At 55.8% G+C, this 24955-nt stretch carries 23 protein-coding genes; 14 read left to right on the top strand and 9 right to left on the bottom strand.

Annotation, left to right across the window (positions count from 1 at the left end):
* Positions 1–26: 26 nt before the first annotated feature.
* Complete coding sequence (locus TH4_RS19740; RefSeq protein ID WP_008890042.1) at positions 27–1046, bottom strand: TRAP transporter substrate-binding protein; 1020 nt, start codon at positions 1044–1046, stop codon at positions 27–29.
* 227 nt (positions 1047–1273) lie between these two features.
* Here TH4_RS19740 and ehuR point away from each other — a divergent pair, with 227 nt between their 5' ends.
* From ehuR to TH4_RS19805, 13 genes are all read left to right on the top strand, one after another.
* A complete protein-coding gene (gene ehuR / locus TH4_RS19745; RefSeq protein ID WP_008890041.1) occupies positions 1274–2671 on the top strand; it encodes a MocR-like ectoine utilization transcription factor EhuR in 1398 nt (465 codons plus the stop codon).
* A 154-nt stretch (positions 2672–2825) separates the two neighbouring features.
* Positions 2826–3410 (top strand): TRAP transporter small permease, encoded by a 585-nt coding sequence (locus TH4_RS19750; RefSeq protein WP_064782471.1) that lies wholly within the window; start codon positions 2826–2828, stop codon positions 3408–3410.
* A gap of 15 nt (positions 3411–3425) precedes the next feature.
* Positions 3426–4709: a TRAP transporter large permease gene (locus TH4_RS19755; protein WP_063086990.1), complete on the top strand. Its 1284-nt coding sequence runs from the start codon at positions 3426–3428 to the stop codon at positions 4707–4709.
* Between the two features lie 104 nt (positions 4710–4813).
* The gene (locus TH4_RS19760) at positions 4814–5617 is read left to right on the top strand and encodes a maleate cis-trans isomerase family protein (protein ID WP_064782472.1); all 804 of its coding nucleotides are present in this window, start codon (positions 4814–4816) and stop codon (positions 5615–5617) included.
* Positions 5614–6603, top strand: a complete 990-nt coding sequence (gene eutB, locus TH4_RS19765) for a hydroxyectoine utilization dehydratase EutB (RefSeq protein ID WP_064782473.1) — start codon at positions 5614–5616, stop codon at positions 6601–6603. The genes TH4_RS19760 and eutB overlap by 4 nt, the downstream gene beginning before the upstream one ends.
* A 6-nt stretch (positions 6604–6609) precedes the next feature.
* A complete protein-coding gene (gene eutC, locus TH4_RS19770; RefSeq protein WP_064782474.1) occupies positions 6610–7602 on the top strand; it encodes an ectoine utilization protein EutC in 993 nt (330 codons plus the stop codon).
* 57 nt (positions 7603–7659) lie between these two features.
* Positions 7660–8841 (top strand): ectoine hydrolase DoeA, encoded by a 1182-nt coding sequence (gene doeA / locus TH4_RS19775; RefSeq protein WP_063086986.1) that lies wholly within the window; start codon positions 7660–7662, stop codon positions 8839–8841.
* A gap of 108 nt (positions 8842–8949) precedes the next feature.
* Positions 8950–9948, top strand: a complete 999-nt coding sequence (doeB, locus tag TH4_RS19780; protein WP_064782475.1) for a N(2)-acetyl-L-2,4-diaminobutanoate deacetylase DoeB — start codon at positions 8950–8952, stop codon at positions 9946–9948.
* 2 nt (positions 9949–9950) lie between these two features.
* The gene (locus TH4_RS19785; RefSeq protein ID WP_008890033.1) at positions 9951–10442 is read left to right on the top strand and encodes an Lrp/AsnC family transcriptional regulator; all 492 of its coding nucleotides are present in this window, start codon (positions 9951–9953) and stop codon (positions 10440–10442) included.
* Positions 10443–10651: 209 nt separating this feature from the next.
* Entirely contained in the window at positions 10652–12058 is a 1407-nt protein-coding gene (locus TH4_RS19790) for an arylsulfotransferase family protein (RefSeq protein WP_064782476.1), read from the top strand.
* Positions 12055–12360 (top strand): hypothetical protein, encoded by a 306-nt coding sequence (locus TH4_RS19795; RefSeq protein ID WP_064782477.1) that lies wholly within the window; start codon positions 12055–12057, stop codon positions 12358–12360. Before TH4_RS19790 ends, TH4_RS19795 begins: the two co-directional genes overlap by 4 nt.
* A 37-nt stretch (positions 12361–12397) precedes the next feature.
* The gene (locus tag TH4_RS19800) at positions 12398–13153 is read left to right on the top strand and encodes a hypothetical protein (RefSeq protein ID WP_245228026.1); all 756 of its coding nucleotides are present in this window, start codon (positions 12398–12400) and stop codon (positions 13151–13153) included.
* Positions 13150–14289: a sulfotransferase family protein gene (locus TH4_RS19805; protein ID WP_064782479.1), complete on the top strand. Its 1140-nt coding sequence runs from the start codon at positions 13150–13152 to the stop codon at positions 14287–14289. The genes TH4_RS19800 and TH4_RS19805 overlap by 4 nt, the downstream gene beginning before the upstream one ends.
* Before the next feature lie 110 nt (positions 14290–14399).
* Here the strand turns inward: TH4_RS19805 and TH4_RS19810 are convergent, their stop codons facing one another.
* The 6 genes from TH4_RS19810 to TH4_RS19835 form a co-directional block, all read right to left on the bottom strand.
* Positions 14400–14585 (bottom strand): hypothetical protein, encoded by a 186-nt coding sequence (locus tag TH4_RS19810; RefSeq protein ID WP_064782480.1) that lies wholly within the window; start codon positions 14583–14585, stop codon positions 14400–14402.
* On the bottom strand, positions 14585–15937 hold the full coding sequence (locus TH4_RS19815; protein ID WP_064782481.1) for an amidase: 1353 nt from the start codon (positions 15935–15937) through the stop codon (positions 14585–14587). The genes TH4_RS19810 and TH4_RS19815 overlap by 1 nt, the downstream gene beginning before the upstream one ends.
* Before the next feature lie 12 nt (positions 15938–15949).
* The gene (locus tag TH4_RS19820; RefSeq protein WP_064782482.1) at positions 15950–17371 is read right to left on the bottom strand and encodes a TRAP transporter large permease; all 1422 of its coding nucleotides are present in this window, start codon (positions 17369–17371) and stop codon (positions 15950–15952) included.
* Between the two features lie 71 nt (positions 17372–17442).
* The gene (locus tag TH4_RS19825; RefSeq protein WP_008890025.1) at positions 17443–18015 is read right to left on the bottom strand and encodes a TRAP transporter small permease subunit; all 573 of its coding nucleotides are present in this window, start codon (positions 18013–18015) and stop codon (positions 17443–17445) included.
* A 98-nt stretch (positions 18016–18113) separates the two neighbouring features.
* On the bottom strand, positions 18114–19271 hold the full coding sequence (locus TH4_RS19830; RefSeq protein WP_040823277.1) for a TRAP transporter substrate-binding protein: 1158 nt from the start codon (positions 19269–19271) through the stop codon (positions 18114–18116).
* Between the two features lie 206 nt (positions 19272–19477).
* A complete protein-coding gene (locus TH4_RS19835; RefSeq protein ID WP_064782483.1) occupies positions 19478–20443 on the bottom strand; it encodes a 2-hydroxyacid dehydrogenase in 966 nt (321 codons plus the stop codon).
* A gap of 203 nt (positions 20444–20646) precedes the next feature.
* On the opposite strand from TH4_RS19835, the gene TH4_RS19840 reads away from it, so the two are divergent.
* The gene (locus tag TH4_RS19840) at positions 20647–22509 is read left to right on the top strand and encodes an MORN repeat-containing protein (RefSeq protein WP_157097818.1); all 1863 of its coding nucleotides are present in this window, start codon (positions 20647–20649) and stop codon (positions 22507–22509) included.
* Positions 22510–22633: 124 nt separating this feature from the next.
* On the opposite strand, the gene TH4_RS19845 is transcribed toward TH4_RS19840, so the two are convergent.
* Together TH4_RS19845 and TH4_RS19850 are read right to left on the bottom strand one after the other, a co-directional pair.
* Positions 22634–23797, bottom strand: a complete 1164-nt coding sequence (locus TH4_RS19845) for a Gfo/Idh/MocA family protein (RefSeq protein ID WP_064782485.1) — start codon at positions 23795–23797, stop codon at positions 22634–22636.
* A 45-nt stretch (positions 23798–23842) separates the two neighbouring features.
* On the bottom strand, positions 23843–24898 hold the full coding sequence (locus tag TH4_RS19850) for a sugar phosphate isomerase/epimerase family protein (protein WP_064782486.1): 1056 nt from the start codon (positions 24896–24898) through the stop codon (positions 23843–23845).
* Between the last annotated feature and the right edge of the window lie 57 nt (positions 24899–24955).

Raw genomic sequence — 24955 nt, forward strand, 5'->3', positions numbered from 1 at the left:
TATCTTACGAAATCGGGAAGTCCCGATTACATGTCGGTACCAAACTCTTCACGAAGCGAGTTCAGCACTTCTTCGGTGTCACCACCGACTTCCTCAACAAGGCTTGCGCCAACGCCTTTGGAAGCTTCCTTGAAGACCGAACGCTGTTCGTCGTTCAGACGGATCACTTCGATCTCCGGCTTGGCTTCCTTGATGCGTGCAAGGGCTTCGTCATTGGCCTTTTTCTGGGCTTCATAGATGAAGTCATCCAGTTCGGCCTTTACTTCCGCCAGCATCTCTTTGCGTTCATCCGACAGGCCGTCATAGAACGCCGCGTTTGAAACCACGGTGGTGGTGTATTGCTGCTGACCGGCATAGATCAGATGGTCGGTCACCTCGTAGAATTTGGCACTTTCAACGAAGAAGATCGGGTTGACCTGTGCATCAATCACGCTGGTCTGAAGACCGGAATAAACTTCACCCCACGGCAGGGCGACCGGATCAGCACCGAACGATTCATAAGTTTCGATCAGGATCGGCGAGGTCATGACACGGAATTTCACACCATCGAAATCAGCCGGCTTTTCGACCGGTTTCTTGGTGGTCCAGACCATTTCGCCTTCCGGGTACATGGTATAAAGCTTCAGCCCCTTGGACTCGAAGTCCTTGGACAGACCTTCGTAAATGGTCGGGCTCGAAGACAGGACCTTCTTGTTCACCTCGTTATCCTGCGACAGCAGGTAGGGAACACCAAAGACCTGAATTTCCGGAACGAAAGTCCCCAGGTGACCCGGCGATGCGTTCGAGAACTGAACAGCACCGGCTGCGGTAAGCTCGGTAATGTCGTTCTCGGTGCCAAGCTGGCCATAGGTGTAAATGGTCACATTTACGTCGCCATCGGTCTTTTCTTCGACCAGGCGTTTGAATTCCTGAGCGTAAAGGTCCTGAACATCACCCGGGCTTTCTTCGTGGGCGAATTTCCATTCCTCGGCGTGGGCAGCGGTCCCTGCGACGGCAAACAGTGCAGCCGCCGATAGGGTCGCTTTAAGGAGTTTGTTCAGACTCATATCGAAGTCTCCCGTGTTATCGCGCTCAACGATCGGCGCCAACGCTTATGAAGGCACTCGGATCGGAACGCTTAATTTCAACATCACTGTGATGAACGCCCAAAGTTTTGAAATGTTCCTGCATCAGGTCAATGTTAGTTTTGTCTCATGACAAATTAGTCCGAACACCTACACAGAACAGGTCCGCCATGTTAGGCTGGCCAAAACATCAGGGTGGAAAGACAATCATGTGGTTACCTGACATCGACCTCAGCGGCGAAACAGGCCCGAAATACAAGGCACTGGTCGAAGCAATCATTACCGATATTGAATCAGGCAGATTGCGCCACGATGTCCGTATGCCAACACACCGTGAACTGGCCTATCGCCTGAAAGTCAGCGTTCAGACCGTCAGTGCCGCCTACAAGGAAGTCGAACGGCAGGGCTATTTGCGGTCCGAACGGCGTCGCGGCACCTTTGTGCAGGCCCGCCTGACCGACCGGGCGTCGTCCTTTATCCTCGATAGTCGCCAACCCGATCTGGTTGATCTTTCAATCGTGCGTGCCGCCTATACCGATTTTCACAATGACCTGTCGCGCCAGATGCACGCCAAACTGGCCGAAGAACCCCATCACGGCTGGATGGAAAGCTGCCGGCCGGTTGCCGGGTTTGATTATCACCGCGACATCGGGCGCAACTGGCTTTCCGGCATGGGGGTCGATGTTGAAATCCCCAACCTTCTGATCACCAATGGTGCCGCACAAGGCGTCTTTACCGCCCTTTCCACCGTCATTCAGCCTGATGACGTCGTCCTGACCGAAAGCCTGACAGACCATGGCGTGATCGGCTCGGCCAGTATCCTGCGTTTCAAGCTGGGCGCATTGCCGACCGATGACGAAGGCATCCTGCCCGATGCGTTTGAGCAAGAATGCCGCACGCGCCAAATCCGGGCCCTTGTCGTCACCCCGATCTTTACCAATCCGACCAACTGCCTGATGGGGTTGGAACGGCGCAAACGCATCGCCGAAATTGCCGAACATTACGGCGTCTATGTCATCGAGGATGATGTCTATCGCCCGCTGCTCGAGGAAAACCTGCCACCAATCACAAGCTTTTTGCCCAAGCTTGGCTTTCATGTCTCAAGCCTGACCAAGGCAGTTATGCCGGGCCTTCGAACCGGCTTTCTGGCTGTTCCGGCGCATTTGTCGATTCGTGCCAGCAGCGTTTTGCGCGTCACCGGATGGATGGGGACTCCATTGATGGCAGAGATCGGCGCACGCTGGATTGCCGATGGCACCGTCGATCAGGCGGTAACAGTCCAACGCGCGCTGATGCGCGAACGCCAGGCACTGGTGGCCGATATTCTCGGCGATGCGGTTGTGCGTCATCACCCGACATCGCTATCGGCCTGGGTGCGCATTCCCGAACACTGGCAGGAAGAATGGTTTGCCTCCGAACTGCGCAAAAACGGCGTAGCTGTCACGATTTCCGACCCGTTCATGACCGTCAAGGTGCCGCGGCCAAACGCCATGCGGATCTGTCTTGGCGGCGCCCCTGATACGCCAACGGTTCAGCATGCCCTGATCCAAATTCGCCATACCATGGATCAAATGCCCGGCGTTCACGCCTTCGACGTGATGTATTGATTTTGTGTCATGACAAAAATCTGATTGAACCATCACAAAGCGTTTTTATTCTGACTGAACCGGCGTGAAGCGAACGACAATCCGTGTGGGAGGGAACCAACATCCGCACACAGCGTTCCACAAAAATGTCTCGCACACGCATCAAGGAGGTTCTATGTCAGGTGCAAACGGGGAGGCCCCCGCTCCGAGTGGCGGGGCGTTGGGGATTTTAAGAAAACTCGACCACGGCTTGTCCGTCGTCGAACGACAGCTCCTCGGATGGAGCATCATCATCATGGCGGTGAACACCGTCGCCAATGTAATCATGCGCCTGGGGTTCAGTTCGAGCATCTTCTTCTCCGAAGAGCTCAATCAGTTTCTGATCATTCTTGTGACCTTTGTCGGCATCAGCGAGGCCGCCCGCATGGGGCGCCATATCCGCATGTCGGCCTTTACCGATATGCTGGGCCCGCGCGCCAGCAAGGTCATGATGATCATCATTACGCTTGGCACGGCCTCTTTGCTGTTCCTTCTGGCCTGGTATTCGATTGATTATGTTTCGTCACTGATCACATCGAACCGGCTGACCCCGGCCCTGCGCATCCCCTATTACCTGACCGTTCTGATCGTGCCCTTTGGCCTGTGCGTAACCGGCATCCAGTTTGTTCTGGCAGCGTTGACCAACATCCTCAAACCGGGGACGCACCTGTCCTACCAGGTCGAGGATACGTTTGACGACGCCGACGAGCATCATCTGTAAGGGGGGAATGGAAAAATGGATTTAGGAACAACAATCCTTCTGGTGATGCTGGGGCTTCTGGTGCTGGGCTTCCCGATGATGGTGCCGCTGGCAACCGCCAGTGTGGTTGCCTTCATGTTTTACATGCCCATTCCCGAACGCATCCTCATACAGCAGATGGTCACGGGCATCTCGCCGGTCGCCCTGATCGCGGTGCCGATGTTTATCTTTGCCGCCGATATCGTGACAAAGGGGCATACGGCCAACCGGCTGATTGACCTTGCCATGACCTTTGTCGGCCATGTACGCGGCGGCCTTGCCGTTACCACCGCCCTTGGTTGCACCATGTTTGGCGCGGTATCGGGCTCGACCCAGGCGACTGTTGTGGCGATGGGCGGTCCGCTGCGTCCCAAGATGCTCAAGGCGGGCTACGAAGACAAATTCGCCATGGCGCTGATCATCAATGCCAGTGACATCGCGTTTCTGATCCCGCCATCGATTGGCATGATCGTGTTTGGCGTGGTTGGCAAGGTTTCGATCGGTGAACTGTTCCTGGCGGGGATCGGCCCGGGCATTCTCATTCTGATCATGTTCTCGCTGTACTGCATGTACTACGCCAAAAAGAACGACATCCCGACCATCCCGCGCATGACCTGGGCTGAACGCGGCAAGGCCGTGATCAATGCCGGTCCTGCCATCATGTTCCCGGTTCTGATCGTCGGTGGCATTTATCTGGGCTGGGTCAGCCCGACCGAGGTTGCGGCTGTTGCCGTGGTCTATGCCATCATCCTTGAAGTGCTGATCTTCAAGTCGGTCAAATGGTCTGAACTGTTGGCGATTGCGCGTTCAACCGGTCTGATCACGGCTGTCGTGTTCATTCTGGTCGGTGCAGGCACGACATTCTCGTTCGTGATTTCCTTTGCCCAGATCCCGCAACACGTGATTGGCGCATTGGGGCTTGAAGGGGCGAACTCCTATGTCATTCTGGCCGCGATCTGCATTGCCTTCTTTATCGGCTGCATGTTCGTTGACCCGATTGTTGTCATTCTGGTCCTGACGCCGATCTTCATGCCGCTTGTCAATGCGGCGGGGCTCGATCCGGTGCTTGTCGGTACGCTGGTGACACTTCAGGTTGCCATTGGCTCTGCCACGCCCCCGTTCGGGTGTGACATCTTTACAGCCATCGCAATCTTCCGGCGACCCTATGCCGAGGTGATCAGTGGAACACCGCCCTTCATCATCATGCTGCTGCTTGCGGCCGTGATCTTGATCTTTGTTCCGCAGATTGCCCTGTTCCTGCCAGAGCTTGCCTTCCGCTGATCAAGTTCTGGCCCGTAAATTCCGGCTGCGACCGGAAGCATATTTGAAAATTTGAAACTGGGTCGTCCTGATTAAATCGGGACGACCCGCTTCTGGAGTTCAGGATGATTTCCGTATCCCGTGCGGTTACGCCAGAGCCGGCAGACGTGCCCTATTCCCCTGATCCGGTCGGACCGGCAGGACGGATTGGCCTGATCACGCTGGCAACCGATTTCAATAGCGAGGATGACCTGCGCGCCATCCTGCCAGGCGACGTGCGCCTGTTCACCACGCGCATTGAAAACGCCAATCCGGTCACGGTCGCAAACCTGCAATCGATGGCGGCCGACCTGCCACGCGCAGCCAAAACGCTGTTGCCGGGATATGGCGTCGATGTTGCCATTTTCGGCTGCACATCGGGAACCGCTGTGACAGGGTCGGACAAGATCGCCGCCCTGATCAATCAAGGCATGCCCGGCACCAAGGTCACCAATCCGCTTCTGGCCAGTGAACTTGCCCTGCGTGCGGTCGGTGCGCAAAAAATTGCCATCCTGACCCCGTATCTGTCTGACGTAACCCAGTCGGTTGCCGACGGTTTTCACCAGCGCGGGTTTGATGTTACCCGTGTGATGGGTTTTGGTCTTGATAACGACTTTGACATGACCGCCCTGCCGCCCGAGGCGCTGCTGGAAGGTGCGCTTAAGGTCGACACGCCTGATGCCGATGCGGTGTTTATTTCCTGCACCGCGATCCGGTCTGCCGAAATCATTGCCGAGGCCGAGCGTCGTCTCAAAAAGCCGGTCATCACCAGCAATCAGGCCCTGATCTGGCATGCCTTGAACCTGATTGGGTACAAAAATCCGATCACAGGGTTCGGAACCCTGTTTGATCATGCCCCGCAACCAACGAACCAAGTCGAGGTCCCATGAAAGACCCCATCACATTTGCTGATGTTCTTTCTGCCCGCAAAACCATTGCGGGTCATGTGATCCACACACCCTTGCGCCCGTCGGCCACCCTGTCTGACCGTATCGGAAGCCCCGTCTGGCTGAAATGCGAACAACAACAATATACCGGCAGCTTCAAGCTGCGCGGTGCCGCCAATGCGGTGCTGCGCCTCCGTGACGAGGAAAAGGCCAAGGGTGTCGTTGGCGTATCGACAGGCAACTATGGCCGGGCACTGGCCTTTGCCGCGCGCAATGCCGGGGTGCGATCGATCATTTGCATGTCCGAACTGGTGCCGCAAAACAAGGTTGATGGCATCCGGGCACTCGGTGCCGAAGTCCGCATCATTGGCCAGTCACAGGACGAAGCCCAGCGCGAAGTCGACCGGCTGGTCGAACAGGATGGCATGATCATGCTGCCGCCCTTTGACCATGCCGATGTCATTGCCGGCCAAGGCACCCTTGGCCTTGAAATCGTCGAAGCCCTTCCCGACGTGGATACCTTGCTGGTTCCCCTGTCGGGCGGCGGGTTGCTGGCCGGTGTGGCCCTGGTCGCCAAATCGGTCAATCCGATGATCCGGGTTGTTGGCATTACTATGGAACGTGGCTGTGCCATGATCACAAGCCTTCAGGAAGGCAAACCGACGTCGGTCAAGGAATTGCCGACACTGGCCGACAGCCTCGGCGGTGGCATTGGTGAAAACAACCAGTACACGTTCGATATGTGCGGCGATCTGACCGACGATTTCGTTCTGGTCAACGAAGCCCAGATCGCCGATGGCATCCGTGCGGCCTACCATGATGACCAACAAGTTGTCGAAGGTGCCGGTGCCGTGGGCATTGCCGCCCTGCGTGCCGGTCTGGTCGACAATCCCGGCCGCACGGTCGTGCTGACGACGGGGTGCAATATCGACATGGACCTGCACAAACGCATTGTTGGCGGCGAAGACGTCGACCTGATGGCGGAGTAACAAACCATGCCGACAATCAGAATTCTGACCGAAACAGACCTGCGCAAGGTCATTGATCTCGATATGGATGCCATCAACTGTGTCGAAGGCGCGTTCAAGGCGCTGGCGACACAGGATGTCCGCATGCCGCCGATCCTGCGTCTGGATATTGACGAGTTTAATGGCGAGGTCGATGTCAAAACCGCCTATGTGCCGGGCATCGACAGCTTTGCCATCAAAATCAGCCCAGGCTTCTTTGATAATCCCAAACTCGGCCTGCCATCGGTCAACGGATTGATGAACCTGTTTTCATCCAAGACCGGCCTGCTGGAGGCCGTCTTGCTCGATAACGGCTATCTGACCGATGTCCGCACCGCGGCCGCCGGCGGGGTGGCTGCCAAACATCTGGCCCGCGAAGATGCCAAAAATGCCGCCATCTTTGGTGCCGGCGTGCAGGCACAGTTGCAGCTTAAGGCACTGACACTGGTGCGCGATATCACCTCGGCGACGATCTGGGCGCGTGACATCGCCAAGGCCGAGGCGTGCGCGAAAAAGGCATCGCTTGAACTGGGCATTCCGGTTACCGCGACGACCGATGGCAAGGACGCCGCAAGCACGGCGGATATCATCGTCACCACAACGCCCGCGCGCGAACCGGTTCTGATGGCCGATTGGGTCAAGCCCGGCACGCATGTGACCGCGATGGGGTCCGATGCCGAACACAAAAACGAAATTGATCCTGCCCTGATCGGGCAGGCCGACCTTTATGTCAGCGACAGTCAGGCACAGACACGCATTCTTGGCGAACTGCATCACGCCATTGATGCCGGTGTGGTGTCCTCTGACGCGACATTCCCCGAACTCGGCCAAATCATTGCCCAATCCTTGACCGGCAGGACAAGTGCGGGTCAGACTACGGTCTGTGATTTGACCGGAACCGGTGTGCAAGACACCGCAATCGCCACCCTCGCCCGCAGCCGCTGCGAAGCAGCATCTGCCGGAACCGAGGTCATCTCGTAACAACAAAAGGAAAATGGGTCAGGTAGCTGAAACCCCGCCTTTATCTGGAGGCCTGCGATGAGCCAGGTAGAATTGAATTTCACGCGTGAGGAATATGCCGAGCGCCTGGAGAAAACCAAAAAAGCCATGGTGGAAAAGGGGCTCGATCTTTTGATCGTGACCGATCCGTCGAATATGGCCTGGCTAACCGGCTATGACGGCTGGTCGTTCTATGTCCATCAATGCGTACTGGTTCCAATCGAAGACGACCCGATCTGGTTCGGGCGTTCGCAGGATGCCAACGGGGCAAAACGCACGGTCTATATGCCGCATGACCGCATCATTCCCTATGCGGATTACTATGTGCAATCGACCACCCATCACCCGATGGACTACCTTGCCGAGGTGATCGAATATCGTGGCTGGGCATCGCGCCGCATTGGTGTGGAAATGGACAACTACTATTTCTCCGCCAAGGCTTTCCTGCAACTCCAGACTCATCTGCCAAATGCAAAGTTTTCCGATGCCACGGCCCTTGTGAACTGGCAGCGCGCGGTCAAATCCGAGACCGAGATTTTCTATATGCGGCAAGCCGCCCGCATTGTTGAAAACATGCATGAACGCATTTTCGAAATCGTCGAACCGGGCATGAAGAAAAACGAACTGGTCGCGGAAATCTTCCGTACCGGGATCGCCGGTGTTGACGGGATTGGTGGCGACTATCCGGCGATTGTACCGCTTCTGCCATCGGGCGCAGATGCCGGTGCACCGCATCTGACCTGGGATGAAAAACCCGTTCCGGGCAATGCCGGGACTTTCTTTGAAATTGCCGGCTGTTACCGCCGCTATCATGCGCCGCTGTCGCGCACGATTTTCCTTGGTGAACCCGATCAGCGATTCCTCGATGCCGAAAGCGCCCTGATCGAAGGCCTTCAGGCCGGGCTTGAAGCCGCCAAACCGGGCAATGTCTGCGAAGACATCGCCATTGCCTTCTTCGGGGTCTTGCAGAAATTCGGCATCGAAAAAGACAGCCGCTGTGGCTATCCGATCGGGCTTTCCTATCCGCCGGACTGGGGCGAACGCACCATGAGCCTGCGTCCCGGTGACCGCACGGTTCTTGAACCGGGCATGACTTTCCACTTCATGCCGGGCCTGTGGTTCGATGACTGGGGGATCGAGATCACCGAAAGCATGATGATCACCGAAACCGGGTCGAAAACCCTGACCAGCTATCCACGACAGCTGTTTGTCAAAAACTAATTCCGCCAAAACCGCACCGGACGCGCATCCCAAACATGCTACGTCCGGTGCCAGACGCCACAGCCTGACGACGACGGTCGCGAAGTCAGGCTTTTTAAGGATACGACCATGACAAAACCATCGCCCATCAGCCCGACGATCCCGCTTGATCAGGATGGCATTCACCACGGCTTTTTAAAGCTTCCCTATTCGCGTGATGATTCCGCGTGGGGTGCCGTGATGATCCCGATCACCGTGGTCCGCAATGGCAATGGCCCCACCGCCCTTCTGACCGGCGGCAACCATGGCGACGAATATGAAGGCCTGGTGTCCCTGTTCAAACTGGCAGAATCCCTCTCGGCTGGTGAAATCACCGGTCGTGTGATCATTCTGCCCGCCATGAACTATCCGGCATTTCGCAGTGCATCGCGGACATCCCCGATTGATGCGGGCAACATGAACCGGTCCTTCCCGGGCAAACCCGATGGCACGGTCACCCAAAAGATCGCCGATTATATCTTCCGCTATCTCGTGCCCGAGGCCGATATCGTTCTTGATATCCATTCCGGTGGCAAGACGCTTGATTTCATTCCGTTCGCGGCCGTTCACGTCCTGCCCGACAAGGAACAGGAAGCACGTTGTGTTGCGGCCATGAAGGCATTCGGCGCCCCCTATTCGATGATGATGCTCGAACTTGATGCGGTTGGCATGTTTGACACCGTGGTCGAAGAAGCTGGCAAAACCTTTGTCACCACCGAACTGGGTGGCGGCGGTTCAACCACGGCCGAACGTGTCGCAATTGCCGATCGCGGTGTGCGCAACATCCTTATTCATGCCGGTATCCTCAAGGGTGAAATTGAACCCAGCCCGACCGGAACAACCATGCTTGATATGCCCGATGACCGTTGCTTTGTCGCATCCGAGGCATCCGGCCTGTATGAGCCGTGCGTTGATCTGGGCGACATGGTCAAGGAAGGCGATCTGATCGCGCGTATTTATGATGTCGAACGCACAGGCACCCCGCCACGCGAATATTATGCCCCACGCGCGGGCATCGTTTCGTGCCGCCATTTCCAGGGCCTGATCAAAACGGGTGACTGTTTGATTGTGATTGCCGAGGTGCTCTGACCATGGTCCGGCTTGACGAGCTCGATCTGAAAATCCTCAAAACCCTGCAACGCGAAGGGCGCATCACCAAGGTCAAACTGGCCGAGGCGGTCAACCTTTCGCCAAGCCCGTGCTGGGAACGGCTCAAACGCCTCGAAGACCTTGGCGTTATTTCGGGGTATCACGCCCATATCAATCTGGAAAAGCTGGTCAAACCGACACTGGTCCTGACCGAAGTCACCCTGCGTCATCACCAGCATGATGATTTCCAGATTTTCGAACGCGCCGTACAGGACATCCCCGAAATCGTCGAATGCTATGCGCTTGGCGGCGGGGTCGATTACATGCTCAAGGTGCTGTGTCATGACGTTGATGCCTATCAACGTCTGATCGACCGGCTTTTGGTGTCCAATATCGGGATCGACCGCTATTTCACCTATATCGTCACCAAAAAGGTCAAAACCACCTCAATCACCCCGATTGAAAATCTGGTCGAGCCCCCCGAACGCAAATAAAACCGCACCAGTGGGCAGGATTGTTTTCCTGCCCCGTCTGCATCCGCGCCCCCCAAAAAAAAACGGTATGATTGTTCATATTAACAATTAACGTTTAAGGCGAATTCGCGGCTAATTGCGGACCAATTCGCCGCAATTACCGATAAAATCGCCGTAAATTTGCCCGCACGTCTGCGTAACCTTTCTGTCAAAATACACGGAGGTTATGCGTGCCTGATACTGGTCAATACGAAGAGTCCAACACCACCAATACCGGTGATCGCCTGTTTCTCACAGCTTCTGTGATCGGAATTGCCGCGATCAGCTTTGGGCTTGGCGCGTTTGTGGTACTGGCGGAAGTCCCGCCGTACCAGTCTCTGAAAAATGCCTGGCGTGCCGGAACAGCACTTTGGGAACAACGGACCAAATATACCGATGTCGAACGCCTTGATTTCTGGTCACCGGCCCGCACCGATGAAGTCGGTGTCACCATCCACGACCAGGACAAGGCACAGGCTGGCCTGACACTGTATTCATCGGGCGATGGGCCGCATGCGGTTCTGATCGATATGGATGGCAACATCGTCCATGAATGGCGGATGCCGTTCAGCGCCATTCACGATGAAACATCCCCGATTCCCAATCCGCAAAAAGATGAATTCATGCATTGGCATACGGCCAAGATGGCGCCGGATGGCAATCTGATTGTCCAGTATACCGCGGCTGGTGACACGCCCTATGGCTATGGCATGGCCAAGATTGATCGCAATTCAAAACCGATCTGGAAATATCTTGGCACCGCGCACCATGATTTTTCCATCGCCGATGATGGCCGTGTTTATGCGCTGACACAGGAATTCCGCTTCAACACCTATCCCAATCGCAAACAACTCAGGCCGCCGCGCCTTGATGATTTTGCCGTGATCCTGTCGCCCGATGGCAAGGAGATCAAACGCGTTTCGATCCTTGATGCGCTGATCAAGTCCAACTACGCCAACATGGTTGATTTTGCCCCCTATTTCGCCAATGAGGACATCCTTCATACCAACACGATCCAGTTGATCGACGACAAAACGGCTGCCAACTTTGCCTATGGCAAGGCGGGTGATGTCGTTCTGTCCTTCCGCGATCTTGGCATCATTGCCGTGCTGGATATGGATGCGGAAAAAATCACCTGGGCCACCCGTGGGCCGTGGCTCGGCCAACATGACCCGGATGTATTGCCCAATGGCGAAATCCTGTTGTTCGATAACCAGGGACAGTTTGCCGATCCCGATGACGGGTTCTCGCGCATTCTGCAAATCGATCCGCAAACAAATGCCATCACCTGGCAATACAAGGGCAACGCCGATCAGAAATTTGACAGCAATATTCGCGCTGATCAGCAACGTCTTGCCAATGGCAATACACTGATTACGGAATCAAGTGGCGGTCGTCTGCTGGAAGTCACCGACAGCGGCGAAATCGTTTGGGAATTCCACAACCCGATCCGCCGCGATGATCCCGACAATCCCGGCAAGAAACTCGTCCCCGTCGTCTCACAGGCCGAACGCATCAGCGATGCGCGTGCCGACCTGTTTCGCACTACCGCCCCCGCCTCAAACACAGGCACCTCCAACGCAGGAGAAGCACAATGAAACCGCAAATGAACAGCTCGATAATTCCGGCATCTAAAGCCAACAAATCCCAGACATTTCTGACCATTGGCACTGTAACGCTTGCGGGCGCGATGATGCTGATTGCCTTTCCAGCCCAAGCTTATGTCGGGCCGGGTGCCGGTCTCAGCCTGCTATCCGCCTTGTGGGCAGTTTTGGCGGCAATCGTCGTTGCAGTCGGTTTTGTGTTGATGTGGCCGCTTCGCAAGATGATGCGCAAACGCAAGGCAAACCGCGCCGCAAAGCCATCGACCGCCAACGCATCAGAACATCAAAATTCCTGATTGGGCAGGCAGATGAACTCATACCGGACTTTTTGCCATGGGACTATTTGCCATGGGATTGTTTGATTGGCCCGCCCCGGCATTTGCCGCCCTTGATGACCTGATGGCCACAGCCATCGGTCCATTTGGCCGGGTGCTGATCTGGGCGTTGATCTGTGCTGGCGTTTCCATGGTTTTATATCGCCTGATCTCGCCGCAAACCCGCATCAAGCAGGTAAAGGCCGAAGTCAAGGCGGCCCAGCGTGCCATGTCCGATGACGACGGCGAGGATTTCGGACAGGGCATGCAGCTTGCCAAGGCGCAGCTTGCCAAATCCTTCAAACTGGTCGGCTTTGTCATTGGCCCGGCGGTTGTGGCATCCCTTCCCGCCCTTGCCCTGATTGTCTGGCTGGACGGGCAATACGGATATAGCTGCCCGCCGCCCGGCGAACCGGTTCAGATCGACGTAGAACCCAAGGATACCGAGATCGAACAGATCGGCGGCAATCCTGATGCGGTCACCGGCGCCTGCCCGATTGTCCAGATCCCCGGACATATCGAAGGACACAGCCATATCGTCGAGGCAGCAGCCCCCATCCCGGTCATGCATCACAAAGTCTGGTGGAACAGCCTGATCGGCAATCCGGCGGGTTATTTGCCCGATGACACCCCGGTCACACAGCTTCGCTTTGCCCTGCAAAGTCAGGAAATCCTCTCTGCCGGTCCGGACTGGGCCCGCGGGTGGGAGCTGACATTCTTCGTAAGCCTGTTGCTGGGGTCACTTGCCATCAAGAAAGGGTTTCGGATCGAATGACCAATGCGACCGCGAAACAGGCATCAAACAATACTGCGTTTCATGTATCTGGCTGGGATCACTGGCTAAGCGGGCTGGTTTCACGCCACCCGCAACACTGGATCCGGCTGGGCAATTTTGAAACCAGACTGGCCGCCGACGCCATTGAAGATATCAAGATCGAAAAGCCGATCTTTGTCGCAGGCCTTGCCCGATCGGGCAGCACCATTTTGCTCGAAACACTGGCCGGGCACGCGGATGCGGCAACCCATCGCTATCGCGATTACCCGCCTGTTTTCACGCCCTGGCTGTGGAACCGCTTTGTCGATCTGGCGCCTGGCAAGAAAAATGTCGCAGTCGAACGCACCCATGCAGACGGCATCAATGTCACCCCCGAAAGCCCCGAAGCGTTCGAGGAAATGATCTGGATGGCCTTTTTCAACAATCTGCATGAAATCGGCAAAAGCAACGTTCTTGATGGCCATATCAGCAACCCGGGTTTTGAACAGTTTTACCGCGATCACATTCGAAAGCTGATCCATGTTCGCGGTGGCCAACGCTATGTGTCCAAGGCCAATTATCTGGTCACGCGGATGGAATATCTGCTGTCGATTTTCCCCGATGCCCGGTTTGTCTTACCGGTGCGCGATCCGGTCTGGCACATCGCATCCCTGATCAAGCAGCATAAGCTGTTCTGTGCTGGCGAAGCCGATAACCCGCGCGCCATCGCCCATATGCAGCGCGTCGGCCATTACGAATTCGGGCTGGACCGCCGCCCGATCAATACTGGCGATTTGCACGAAACCTTCGCGATCATGAAGCTCTGGACCAATGGCGATGAAATCGAAGGCTGGGCGCGCTACTGGTCCAACCTGCATCATTATCTGGCCGACCGGATGATCGTGAACAAGGATCTGGCAAAGGCAACACTGGTCGTGCGCTACGAAGATCTGGTCGCCGATCCAGCCAAACAACTTGCATCCCTGTTTGACCATGTCGAACTGGATGGGGCGGGGCCCCTGATTGATCGCGTCGCGCCGACCATCCATGCGCCGGACTATTACCGGCCGAAATTCGATGATGCTGAAATTGCCCTGATCCGCGATATCACAAATATCGCCGCCAAACGCTTTGGCTATGACGCGGTCTCTGTCTGATACGGCGTGACCCGGCCCACGCGAACACCGCCAAACAAAAAAGCGGGACAGGATCATCATCATCCTGTCCCGCAAGTTTGCTTGCATCTTCAGGGGTTCTCCCCGTCAGATCAGTGTTTGTCTTCCTTGTGGCCCATGGCGACATGCCACATATCCCACCCGGCAAGCCCAACCGTCAGCGCTACGATCAACGCAAGGTCAAAGCGGGTGACATAGCCCACAAGAATGCCGACAAATCCGACAAGCACAGCAAAGGACAGAAGTGCCATGGCACGGTTCAAAAGACTGTTTTCCATTATGCGTTCTCCTGACTGCTGAGATGTGATTTCAACCAGTTGGCGGTCCGCATCAAACGCGCATCATCGCCAATTCGACCAACAAGCTGCACGCCCATCGGCATCCCGCCTTCTGACCACAATAGCGGAATGGTCACAGCGGGCGTTCCGCAGAACGTCCACAACCCGTTAAAGATCGGGTTGCCAGTGGTCTGATGGTTGGCCGGTGCCGGGCCGGTGGCTGCTGGTGTGATGATCGCATCACAGCGATTGAACACTTCGTCTAGCCCGGCATTCAGGACCTTGCGCCAGTCAAGGGCCGCCAGATAATCCCGTGCCTTGACGTCATTGCCCTTGTCGATGGCCTCAAGGATTTCCGGCGACAGGTGATCACGGCCACGCTTTTCATAACCGTAATAATCCTTGGCCATTTCGGCAAAATTGATCCGGGCCCGCAGGGCATTGGCATCTTCAAATGCCTTGGGCAACGGCGCCTCGAAACATTGATCGCCGAGCATTTCGGTAATTTCGCGAAATGCCATGATGGTTTCCTTGTCCGCGACCTCGTCAAATTGCGGTGGCCGGACAAAGGCAAACATCGGGGTCACCAAGGGATCGCTTTTGGCGACATCGACCAACCTTGGCGTCGGGCTCGGTTCTGTTGCCGGGTCCCCTGCGTCATATCCAAACAGGCTTTCGGCCACCATCGCCGCCCCGGTGATCGAATTGGCGAAAACACCGATCGTATCAAGGCTCGGACTTTGGCTAAGAACGCCGGTCCGGGCAATCGCGCCAAAGGTCGGCTTGAACCCGACGACACCGCAAAACGATGCCGGCCGAATAACCGAACCACCGGTCTGCGTCCCGACAGCAAGCGGCACCATGGCGGCCGCCACCGCGGCTGCCGACCCGGCCGATGAACCACCGGGTGTATGATCCGGGTTATGCGGATTGCGCGTTTTGGACGGATGCATGAAGGCAAGCTCGGTCGAAACCGTCTTGCCCATAATGATCGCACCGGCCGCCTTCAGACGCGATACCAGAACCGCGTCTTCTTCCGGCACGCGCCCCTTATCAAGGACGGTGCCGTTTTCAGTTGGGATCTTGGCGGTATCAATCACATCTTTCAGACCGACAGGAAGCCCGTGCAACGGACCAATCGGTGCACCGGATTGACGCCGCGCATCAAGGGCACGGGCCTGGGCAATCGCATGATCGCTATCAAGCCACGCCCATGCCTGAACCTGGGGCTCGATCTCGGCAATACGCGCCAGGCAGGCTTCGACATATTCAACCGCGCGCACCGCCCCGCTGGCAAGGCGGTCGCGCAGCTCGACAACTTCAAGTGTCAGTAGCGGGTTGATATTGCTCATCTCATCCCTCCCTTAACGTGCGCCATAGAACAGATCGGGCAAATGGAACACGATTTGCGGGAAGGCGTACATCAGAACCATGCTGACGATCACCATGAACAGGAACGGCATGATCCCCTTGAAGATATCGGTCAACAATATCCCGCTGGGCGCCACCCCTTTTAGGTAATAGGCCGACATCGCCATCGGCGGGGTCAGGAACGAGGTCTGCAGGTTCAGCGCCACCAGAATACCAAAGAACAGCGGATCAATATCAAACAGCGGCAGAAGCGGCAGGAAGATCGGAACGAAGATGATGATGATCTCCGACCATTCCAGCGGCCAGCCCAGCAGGAAGATGATCAACTGTGCAAGCAACAGGAACTGAAGCGGTGTCAGGTCCAGACCACCGACAAACTCGGCAATCACATGTTCCCCACCAAGATAAGAGAACACCGAGGAGAACGTATAAGAACCAACAAACAGCCAGCACACCATCGCCGAGGTCCGCACCGTCAGATAAACCGATTCGCGCAGGCGATCAAAGGTCAGCGCCCGATAAGCCGCCGCCAGCAACATCCCGCCAAGCGCACCAATCGATGCCGCCTCGGTCGGGGTAGCCAGACCAAACAGGATCGATCCCAGAACCGCCAAAATCAGGAAGGCCAGCGGGAAGAACGAGGTCGCCAGCATCCAAAGGACTTTCGGCAACGGCACTTCCGGAATTTCCTCGGTAGTCGGACGGGGGGCTGCCTTTGGCTGCAACATTGCACGCCCCATGACGTACAAAAGATACAAACCAACAAGGGTCAGACCCGGCAACAGCGCACCGGCATAAAGCCGCACGATCGAAACACCCGACGCCGCGGCATAAACAATCAGCATGATCGACGGCGGGATCAGAATGCCCAGCGTCCCGCCAGCGCAAATGATGCCCGATGCAAAGCTTTTGTCATAGCGCGCCTTAAGCATCGCAGGCAGCGCCAGCATCCCCATGAGTGTCACCACCGCGCCGACAATCCCGGTTGCGGTTGCAAACAGCGCACAGGTAATCAGGGCCGCAACGCCAAGCGATCCGGGAATGTTACGCGCAGCAATGTTAAGGGTGGAGAACAACCGGTTCACGATATTGGCGCGTTCAACGATATAGCCCATGAACAGGAACAACGGCACGGCGGTCAGAACTTCGTTCGACATCACCGTGTATGTCTGGTTGATGAACAAATCGAATATTCGGTTGTTAAACGCCCCTTCGAACCACGTTATCACCGAGGTCAGGGTTTCGCTGTCCTCAGCCAGCCGGTTAAAGGCCCGCCACATGCGGCCTGCATCGAAATAAGCGTAATATCCAAACCCGATGCCAAGCGCCATCAGGGTAAAGGCAACCGGGAAACCGAGGAATACCAGTATAATAAAGATGCCCAGCATCATCAGGGCGACATGTGCGTCAATCACGTTGGCTGCTCCGTTCGGGGGCGTGTATCGCGTATGGTCCAGCGGTCTGGTTGATCTTGATCGTCATGGGATCAGTCTTCCTTGGCCACTTTTTGCTTCATCAGCAATTCTTCGGTTTCCTGAACATCATCGTCTGCATTGCGCCAGTATCCTTCACGGATACACAAAATGCAGCGCATCACCTGTGCGATGCCCTGGATGAACAGAAGAATGCCGGCTGCGACAATCACTGCCTTGAATTGAAAGATCGGAACACCCGCCGGGCTGTTCACGCTTACTTCCCCATAGCCCCACGAACGGGCGGCATATTTCCAGCCCGACAGGATCAGGGCGGTCACACCCGGGAAGAAGAAGAAGATATAAAGAACCAGATCAACCTTGGCCTGGGTTGTGGGTTTCCACAGACGATAAAGGAAATCGCCGCGGACATGCCCACCACGAGACAGGGTATAGGCCCCACCCATCATGAACAGTGTGCCATACATGATAAATGACACATCAAGCGACCATGTGGTTGGCGCATTAAATAGGTATCGCGATGCCACCTCATAGCTCATGCCAAGCGTCATGAGGATAATCAACCAGCCAAAGGCCTTGCCAAACCAGGCCGAAAGCTTGTCCGCGAATTCAATAAATCCAATCATGAAATCCTGTCCGTTCGCGTATTGACTGCTCCGCCAGCCAAAAGATCAGGCCAACGGAGCAGTCAGGATCATCAAAACACTGAAATCCTAAACAGGGATCAGAGTTTCAGTTTGCCCGGGAAGTAGTGTTCATAAGCGAGCTGATAATCAGGCGAGTTCATCAGTTCATAGAAGGTCACACGTTCGACCCAGGCACGCTGGCTGTCGAGAACCCGTTTCATGAACGGATCTTCTTCAAGTGTCGGGATCAGTTTGTCCCAGGCTTCAAGCTGTGCGGCCAGGATCTCTTTCGAGGTCCGGTGAACTTCTACGCCCTCATCCTGCAATTTCTGCAGATCCGAGGAATAGTTGTCCATCGCAAGCGCCGTGTTCGAAGTCGACGCCGCCTCGACAGAGTGACGCAGGATCGCCTGAAGATCCGGCTCAAGGTCTTCCATCAGGGATTTGTTAAACAGGAACTCGAAGCTTTCCGATGCCTGATGGTACGAAGACAGATAGTAGTTCTTCGCAACATCCTGTGCGCCAAAGCGCATGTCAGACGACGGGTTGTTGAATTCGAACGCGTCAATCACGCCACGTTCCATCGCCGGCACAATCTCGCCGCCCGGAAGCTGTGCGACCGACATGCCCATCGACTGCAGAAGGTCTGCTGCCAGACCCACCGTGCGGTATTTGAAGCCTTCGATATCAGCAACGGTGTTGACCTGCTCCTTGAACCAGCCGAACGGCTGCGCTGGCATCGGGAAGCCAAGAAGACCAACAACATCCAGACCCATCACATCCTGGGTCAGTTCGCGATAGAACTCTTCACCACCGCCAGCATAGAACCAGCTCAGCATGGTGGTTGCGGAACCACCAAACACCGGACCGGTACCAAACAGCGATGCCGCCTTGTTCTTGCCGTACCAGTAAACCGGCACGGAATGGGCGATATCAATCACGCCGTCATTGACGCCATCAAGAACCTGGAAGGCAGCAACAACAGCACCCGCCGGCAGAAGGTCGATTTTCAGACGACCACCCGACATGGCTTCAACGCGATCAACATACTGCTGGGCAAAGGTCATCCAGATGTCGGATGACGGCCAGGAAGTCTGCATCTTCAGAACCATCGGTGCCGGCTGCGCGTGGACAGCAGGTGCCGCAAACATCCCGGTTGCCGCAGCACCACCCGCCACAACCCCGGTCGCCCCTTTGGTCAGGAACGAACGACGGGATACTTCCTTGGACTTCACGTCTTCAGATTTGGTTTTCATTTCCATTTTTCCTCCCAGATATACCGTTGTTTGCCGTCCACCATTGGCGGGAAACAATCGGTAACTGTCAGCCTTCAAAAGCCCCTGATCTTGATATCCAAGACCATTTTTGATGCGCTTGGTCCGTTCCGGGACCGCAAAAACGGCGCGCATTTTGTTATTGTTAAAGACTTCAACAAACTGGACGCAGACGGTCTTCCCGCCTTCTACGCCACCCGGTCGCCGGGTTCTTTCCCCTGAAAATAGGCATCAAGGTTATCAAGTGCGCGAAACCCCATGGCATCACGCGTTTCTTCTGTAGCAGACCCTATATGTGGTAACAGAAAGACGTTATTCAACGCGCTAATCCGTTGATTTCCACCGGGTTCGTTGCAAAACACATCAAGGCCCGCTGCAAACAGCTTTCCGCTCTCAAGGGCGGCCACAAGCGCATCCTCGTCCACCAGGTTGCCACGCGCTGTATTCACAAGGATCGCGCGGTCAGGCAGCATCGCAATTGTCTTGCTGTTGATGATGCCTTTTGTTTCTGGCGTTGACGGGCAATGCAGTGACAACACGTCGGAATGGGCAAACAGGTCTTCGACCGTCTCGTGGAAAATGGCGCCCTTGGCCATATGATCGGGCAGTGGCTTGCGGTTGTGGTAATGCACTTCCATGCCAAATCCGCGCGCCCGTTCGGCCGCGACCTGACCAACCCGGCCCATGCCCAGAACACCAAACCGCTTGCCGGTGACCTGACGCCCGACCATAAAGGCCGGCGACCAGAAATCCCACTTACCGGCCCGCACCATCGCATCGCCTTCGGCCCCGCGACGCGCCGCACCCAGCATGCACAGCATGGCAATCTCGGCGGTGGCATCGGACAGCACATCGGGCGTGTTGGTCACAACAATCCCGGCATCCTTGGCCGCAGCCAGATCAACGTGATCCACCCCGACCGAATGATTGGCAATGATCTTGAGGCTTTTGGGCAGTTCGGCAATGACATCAGCAGAAAAATGCTCGGAATGGCACGGCAGGACAGCATCGACCTGCTGGCACTTTTCAATGAGCTCCTCACGCGTGAACACGCGGTCTTCGGCATTGGTCAGAACCTGATAGTCCCGCGCGGCGCGTGCCTGAACGGCATCACGCAATCGTCGCGTTATCAGAAGCTTTGGCTTCTCGGGCATGCGGACGCTCCCGGTGATTTCCCTGAAAGTAGTCTTATTTTTTATGATCCTAGGAAACACCTTTACGGAAAATCCAGCAATAGGGGATCAACCAAGAGGCAAGTCTTTTTCACTTCGTGGAAAACCATGGGGCGCATTACGCCGCAATCACGCGCGTAAAAGGCTCAACAAGCTTCTGATTCTATTCATTAAAAATTGAATTTATGGCCTGGATTTTGCCCCGCACACCAGTCAGGCCTTTCATCACCCAAAAGTATACATTCGCGTTCCCTCTTACGCAGCGTTGCGCAAAAGCCGTTCTGAACGGTCAGTATTTGGCGATGAACTGCCTTTTTAAGGCGCAACCACAAGCCTGCACGCTGGCTAAATTCACTTTTCAGAATTTAAATTTTCTGCCCAAATACCCTGATCAGGGTCTGCATCAGGGGGCTTTAATGCAGGGTCAAACCAAACTCACAAAATCATCGTTTATCGCTGGAAGTCTGTTACTTGCCGCAAGCTTTTTGCTCGCAGGATGCCAGACAACTGATTTTGATCAATTAACCAGTAATATCATGAACGCGATAACGCCTTCGCAATCAGAAGGAACCGATACCGCCAGTCAACCTGAGACGACAACTGCAAAAACGACAGCAGCTGTATCAACAGCGACACCTTCAAACGCCCCTCCAAAGGGCATGAAGAAAAGTACGCTGAATTGGGGTCTGGTTCAGTTTGTCATCGGTGCAGGCGGCACCTATGACGATTACTGGAGCGCTTCTGTATTCCCGACCAGCAGTTCCGAGAACTTTATCGGTGCGCATGCAGATAAAATTGCCATGGGCCGGATCCACGCCGTCCAGCTGTGGCCCGGTGAGTATCGCGTGCGCCTGACGCACAATTCACAGATCAAGGCAGATAGCATCATCAAGGTCGAAGCCGGAAAACTTGTCCGGTTGACAGCAGAATATGGCGTATTTTCAAACAGCGTCAGCACCACAACTGAGCCTGTCTATAATGACTTCGCACTTATGGCGGCAAGCACGGCGTCTTATGCCAAAGATACCTATCTTCCCGTCATCGTAGAACATCAGGGACAATGGCTTTTCGAATTCCGGGGACCACAGGTCAACGGACAGGTCGCAGGCAATGGCACGATCACGGTTCTTCGTGATGGCTCAGAAGTCGCTGTCATCAGCAACGCCAATATCACCCCGGATGAAATTACCGGCAAGGTAACACTGACGGGGGAAGGCGTTTACCAGGGACGCTTTAACCGCAAGAAGTTCGAACAGATTGCCGGCACCAAAATTAAATGGAAGAACGGTAAAACCTTTGAAGGCACATTCGAGGCCGTCGTCCCCAAAGAAGGTAAACTGACACAACTCAGCGGGTCGGTCTGGGAAGGAGAAGTCGATGGTGATAATCCCAGTGGCGAAGGCCGCTTCACCAATACCGATGGCAGTTGGGTGCAGTATTCTGACTATGCCGCGCGCGATAGCTATGTTGGCCTGCGTGACTGCGGCCCATCACCGGATGTGATATCCACTTGCGCATACTACAAGGGTGAGAAGCTGGCATCCGAAGCTGAATTGAATGCCAAGATCGCCGAAGACAAACACCTCGCCGAACTTGAACAACAACGACAGGCTGAACAACGCCGCATCGCGCAGATCGCAGCAGCCAAAGCAGTAGAGGAAGCCGCGAAAGAAGCGGAAGTACGCCGTATCGCCGCGGCGGAACAGGCCGCACGCGAAGCAGCGCCCCCCAGGAAACCTGATGATTGCACCACGGCGACCGGCACCTTTTCTGCGGATGGCAACCTGACCCAATACACGATGAACGGATCAGGCAGCGGCAGCGGACATTTCCGCCAGCGTACGTATGGCAGCGAGTATCAATTCGACATCGACTTCTATTTCAACACCTCTGCCAACAGCATCAGCTTTGATTACGGCGAAGGTATCTATTCCGACGCTGCATCAGGGGCTATTCTTCAACGCACATCCATCCCAAATGGCAGTGCAAATTGCACCTTCAATGGTCGCGTTCTGACCATTGACGGCAAGGAATTCGTCAAGCGCTGAAAAAAAGAGCCGCAACCAATAAGGCTGCGGCTCAATGCCGACAGAGCGCCGGACGGGAAGAACACGTTTCAATGGTGAATTCGCGCACACGGAAATCCCCAGATTTCCCGATTGCGCGAAATGATCACATTTTGACCCAAACGGCCCCGTCCCGACCGGAACGCACGACGGCTTCGACAAATTTCATGCCCTCAAGGCCTTCCTTGACGCCGGGCACCAACATTGCGGCGGCATCGGCCTTGCCATTGGTCAGATGCGCAACCAACTGATCGGCGAAATCGGTATAAAGGTTTGCAAAGCCTTCAAGATACCCTTCCGGATGCCCGGGCGGCACGCGCACACCATGAAGACCTTCGGCCCCGATGCCAGCCCCACCGCGGGTCAGCAATTCCGGCCGTCCATCAAGCGGGCGGAAATGCATATGGTTTGGATGTTCCTGCGCCCATTCAAGGCCGCCCTTGTCACCATAGATCCGCAGACGAAGGCCGTTTTCATGGCCAATCGCCACCTGGCTTGCCCACAGCATGCCGCGCGCGCCATTTTCATAACGCATCAGGATCTGCACATTGTCATCAAGCTTGCGGCCCTCGACGATGGCATCGACATCGGCACAAAGTTCACTTGGCGTCATGCCAGAAACAAAGTTCGCAAGGTTGTGCGCATGGGTTCCGATATCGCCAAGTGCGCCGCCCATGCCGGCCTTGGCCGGATCAGCCCGCCAGTTGGCCTGCTTGTTATCGGTATCCTCGACCCTGGTTGCCATCCAGCCTTGCGGATATTCGACCTGCACCAGCCGGATATTGCCAAGCTTGCCATCCGCCACCATCTGGCGCGCCTCGCGCACCATCGGATAGGCGGTGTAGTTGTGCGTCAAGGCAAACAGAAGTCCGGTTTCCTTGACCTTGGCCGCGATCTTCTCGGCCTCATCGACGGTCATGCAAAGCGGCTTGTCACAAATCACATGAATACCGGCATCCAGCATCGCCATGGCGGCCGGGAAATGCAGGTGGTTGGGTGTGACAATCGCACAGACATCAATGCCGTCTTCACGCGCAGCTTCCTGTTTGGCCATGTCTTCAAAACTGGCATAGCTGCGATCACTATCGATAAACAGTTCTGCCGCCGAGGCCGCCGCGACATCGGGCTTGGATGAAAGCGCACCTGCCACCAGTTCATAGCGATCATCCAGTCGTGCCGCGATGCGATGAACGGCCCCGATGAAGGCCCCCTGCCCGCCGCCAACCATGCCCAGGCGCAACCGACGGCCAAGCGATGTTTGTTTGCTCATATCTGCCTCCAAAGTCGAATTGGACGAGTATTACCCGTGATGCTGCTAGTCGATGCCAAGGATGCGGCGATTGGCCGCCTCGTCCGTGCCACCGTCGGCAAAGTCATCAAAGGCTTTCTCTGTCACACGAATGATGTGGTTTTTAATGAATTCGGCCCCTTCGCGGGCACCGTCTTCGGGATGTTTGAGCGCGCATTCCCATTCGAGCACAGCCCAGCCATCAAAATCAATCGCCGCAAGTTTCGAGAAGATGGCGCCAAAATCAACCTGCCCGTCGCCAAGCGACCTGAACCGGCCCGCCCGATCGACCCAGCCCTGATACCCGGAATAGACACCCTGTCGGCCGGTTGGATTGAACTCGGCATCCTTGACATGGAACATCCGGATGCGATCAGCATAAATATCGATGAAATCAAGGTAATCAAGCTGCTGAAGCACGAAGTGGCTCGGATCATACAGGATGTTGGCGCGCGGATGATTTTTCACCCGTTCCAAAAACATCTCGAACGTCGCCCCGTCAAACAGGTCCTCGCCCGGATGGATTTCATAGCAAAGATCAACACCCGCCTCGTCAGCGGCATTGAGGATCGGTGTCCAGCGCCTGGCAAGTTCGTCAAACGCGGTTTCGATCAATCCGGCCGGGCGTTGCGGCCAGGGATAAACAAACGGCCAGGCCAGTGCGCCGGAAAATGTCGCATGGGCGTTGATTCCCATATGTTGCGAAGCCTTGATCGCGGCCTTGACCTGTTTGACCGCCCATTCCTGACGCGCCTTTGGATTGCCGCGCACTTCGGGCACGGCAAAACCGTCAAACATCTCGTCATAGGCGGGATGGACCGCCACAAGCTGGCCCTGAAGATGGGTTGAAAGTTCGGTCACCTGCACGCCGTGCCCGGCCAGTTTACCGATCACTTCGTCGCAATAATCCTTGCTTTCGGCGGCCTTTTCGACATCAAACAGGCGCTTGTCCCAGCTTGGAATCTGAACACCTTTATAGCCGAGTGACGCCGCCCAGCGACCAATCGCGTCAAGACTGTCGAACGGGGCTTCGTCACCGGCAAATTGCGCCAGAAAGATCGCCGGTCCCTTAAGCGTTTTCATCTCAGACCTCTTTAACTGCGTTCTGGTGGAAATCAGTGGAAATCGGGCTGCGTCGGG

Origin of the sequence: Thalassospira tepidiphila MCCC 1A03514, from assembly GCF_001662875.1 — a bacterium.
Classification (GTDB): domain Bacteria; phylum Pseudomonadota; class Alphaproteobacteria; order Rhodospirillales; family Thalassospiraceae; genus Thalassospira; species Thalassospira tepidiphila.

What these genes read in the sequence shown, in the direction of transcription:
- TH4_RS19740 (WP_008890042.1), bottom strand. Translation starts at nt 1,046, where the DNA reads ATGAGTCTGAACAAACTCCTTAAAGCGACCCTATCGGCGGCTGCACTG.
- ehuR (WP_008890041.1), top strand. Translation starts at nt 1,274, where the DNA reads ATGTGGTTACCTGACATCGACCTCAGCGGCGAAACAGGCCCGAAATAC.
- TH4_RS19750 (WP_064782471.1), top strand. Translation starts at nt 2,826, where the DNA reads ATGTCAGGTGCAAACGGGGAGGCCCCCGCTCCGAGTGGCGGGGCGTTG.
- TH4_RS19755 (WP_063086990.1), top strand. Translation starts at nt 3,426, where the DNA reads ATGGATTTAGGAACAACAATCCTTCTGGTGATGCTGGGGCTTCTGGTG.
- TH4_RS19760 (WP_064782472.1), top strand. Translation starts at nt 4,814, where the DNA reads ATGATTTCCGTATCCCGTGCGGTTACGCCAGAGCCGGCAGACGTGCCC.
- eutB (WP_064782473.1), top strand. Translation starts at nt 5,614, where the DNA reads ATGAAAGACCCCATCACATTTGCTGATGTTCTTTCTGCCCGCAAAACC.
- eutC (WP_064782474.1), top strand. Translation starts at nt 6,610, where the DNA reads ATGCCGACAATCAGAATTCTGACCGAAACAGACCTGCGCAAGGTCATT.
- doeA (WP_063086986.1), top strand. Translation starts at nt 7,660, where the DNA reads ATGAGCCAGGTAGAATTGAATTTCACGCGTGAGGAATATGCCGAGCGC.
- doeB (WP_064782475.1), top strand. Translation starts at nt 8,950, where the DNA reads ATGACAAAACCATCGCCCATCAGCCCGACGATCCCGCTTGATCAGGAT.
- TH4_RS19785 (WP_008890033.1), top strand. Translation starts at nt 9,951, where the DNA reads ATGGTCCGGCTTGACGAGCTCGATCTGAAAATCCTCAAAACCCTGCAA.
- TH4_RS19795 (WP_064782477.1), top strand. Translation starts at nt 12,055, where the DNA reads ATGAAACCGCAAATGAACAGCTCGATAATTCCGGCATCTAAAGCCAAC.
- TH4_RS19800 (WP_245228026.1), top strand. Translation starts at nt 12,398, where the DNA reads ATGGGACTATTTGCCATGGGATTGTTTGATTGGCCCGCCCCGGCATTT.
- TH4_RS19805 (WP_064782479.1), top strand. Translation starts at nt 13,150, where the DNA reads ATGACCAATGCGACCGCGAAACAGGCATCAAACAATACTGCGTTTCAT.
- TH4_RS19810 (WP_064782480.1), bottom strand. Translation starts at nt 14,585, where the DNA reads ATGGAAAACAGTCTTTTGAACCGTGCCATGGCACTTCTGTCCTTTGCT.
- TH4_RS19815 (WP_064782481.1), bottom strand. Translation starts at nt 15,937, where the DNA reads ATGAGCAATATCAACCCGCTACTGACACTTGAAGTTGTCGAGCTGCGC.
- TH4_RS19825 (WP_008890025.1), bottom strand. Translation starts at nt 18,015, where the DNA reads ATGATTGGATTTATTGAATTCGCGGACAAGCTTTCGGCCTGGTTTGGC.
- TH4_RS19830 (WP_040823277.1), bottom strand. Translation starts at nt 19,271, where the DNA reads ATGAAAACCAAATCTGAAGACGTGAAGTCCAAGGAAGTATCCCGTCGT.
- TH4_RS19835 (WP_064782483.1), bottom strand. Translation starts at nt 20,443, where the DNA reads ATGCCCGAGAAGCCAAAGCTTCTGATAACGCGACGATTGCGTGATGCC.
- TH4_RS19840 (WP_157097818.1), top strand. Translation starts at nt 20,647, where the DNA reads ATGGCCTGGATTTTGCCCCGCACACCAGTCAGGCCTTTCATCACCCAA.
- TH4_RS19845 (WP_064782485.1), bottom strand. Translation starts at nt 23,797, where the DNA reads ATGAGCAAACAAACATCGCTTGGCCGTCGGTTGCGCCTGGGCATGGTT.
- TH4_RS19850 (WP_064782486.1), bottom strand. Translation starts at nt 24,898, where the DNA reads ATGAAAACGCTTAAGGGACCGGCGATCTTTCTGGCGCAATTTGCCGGT.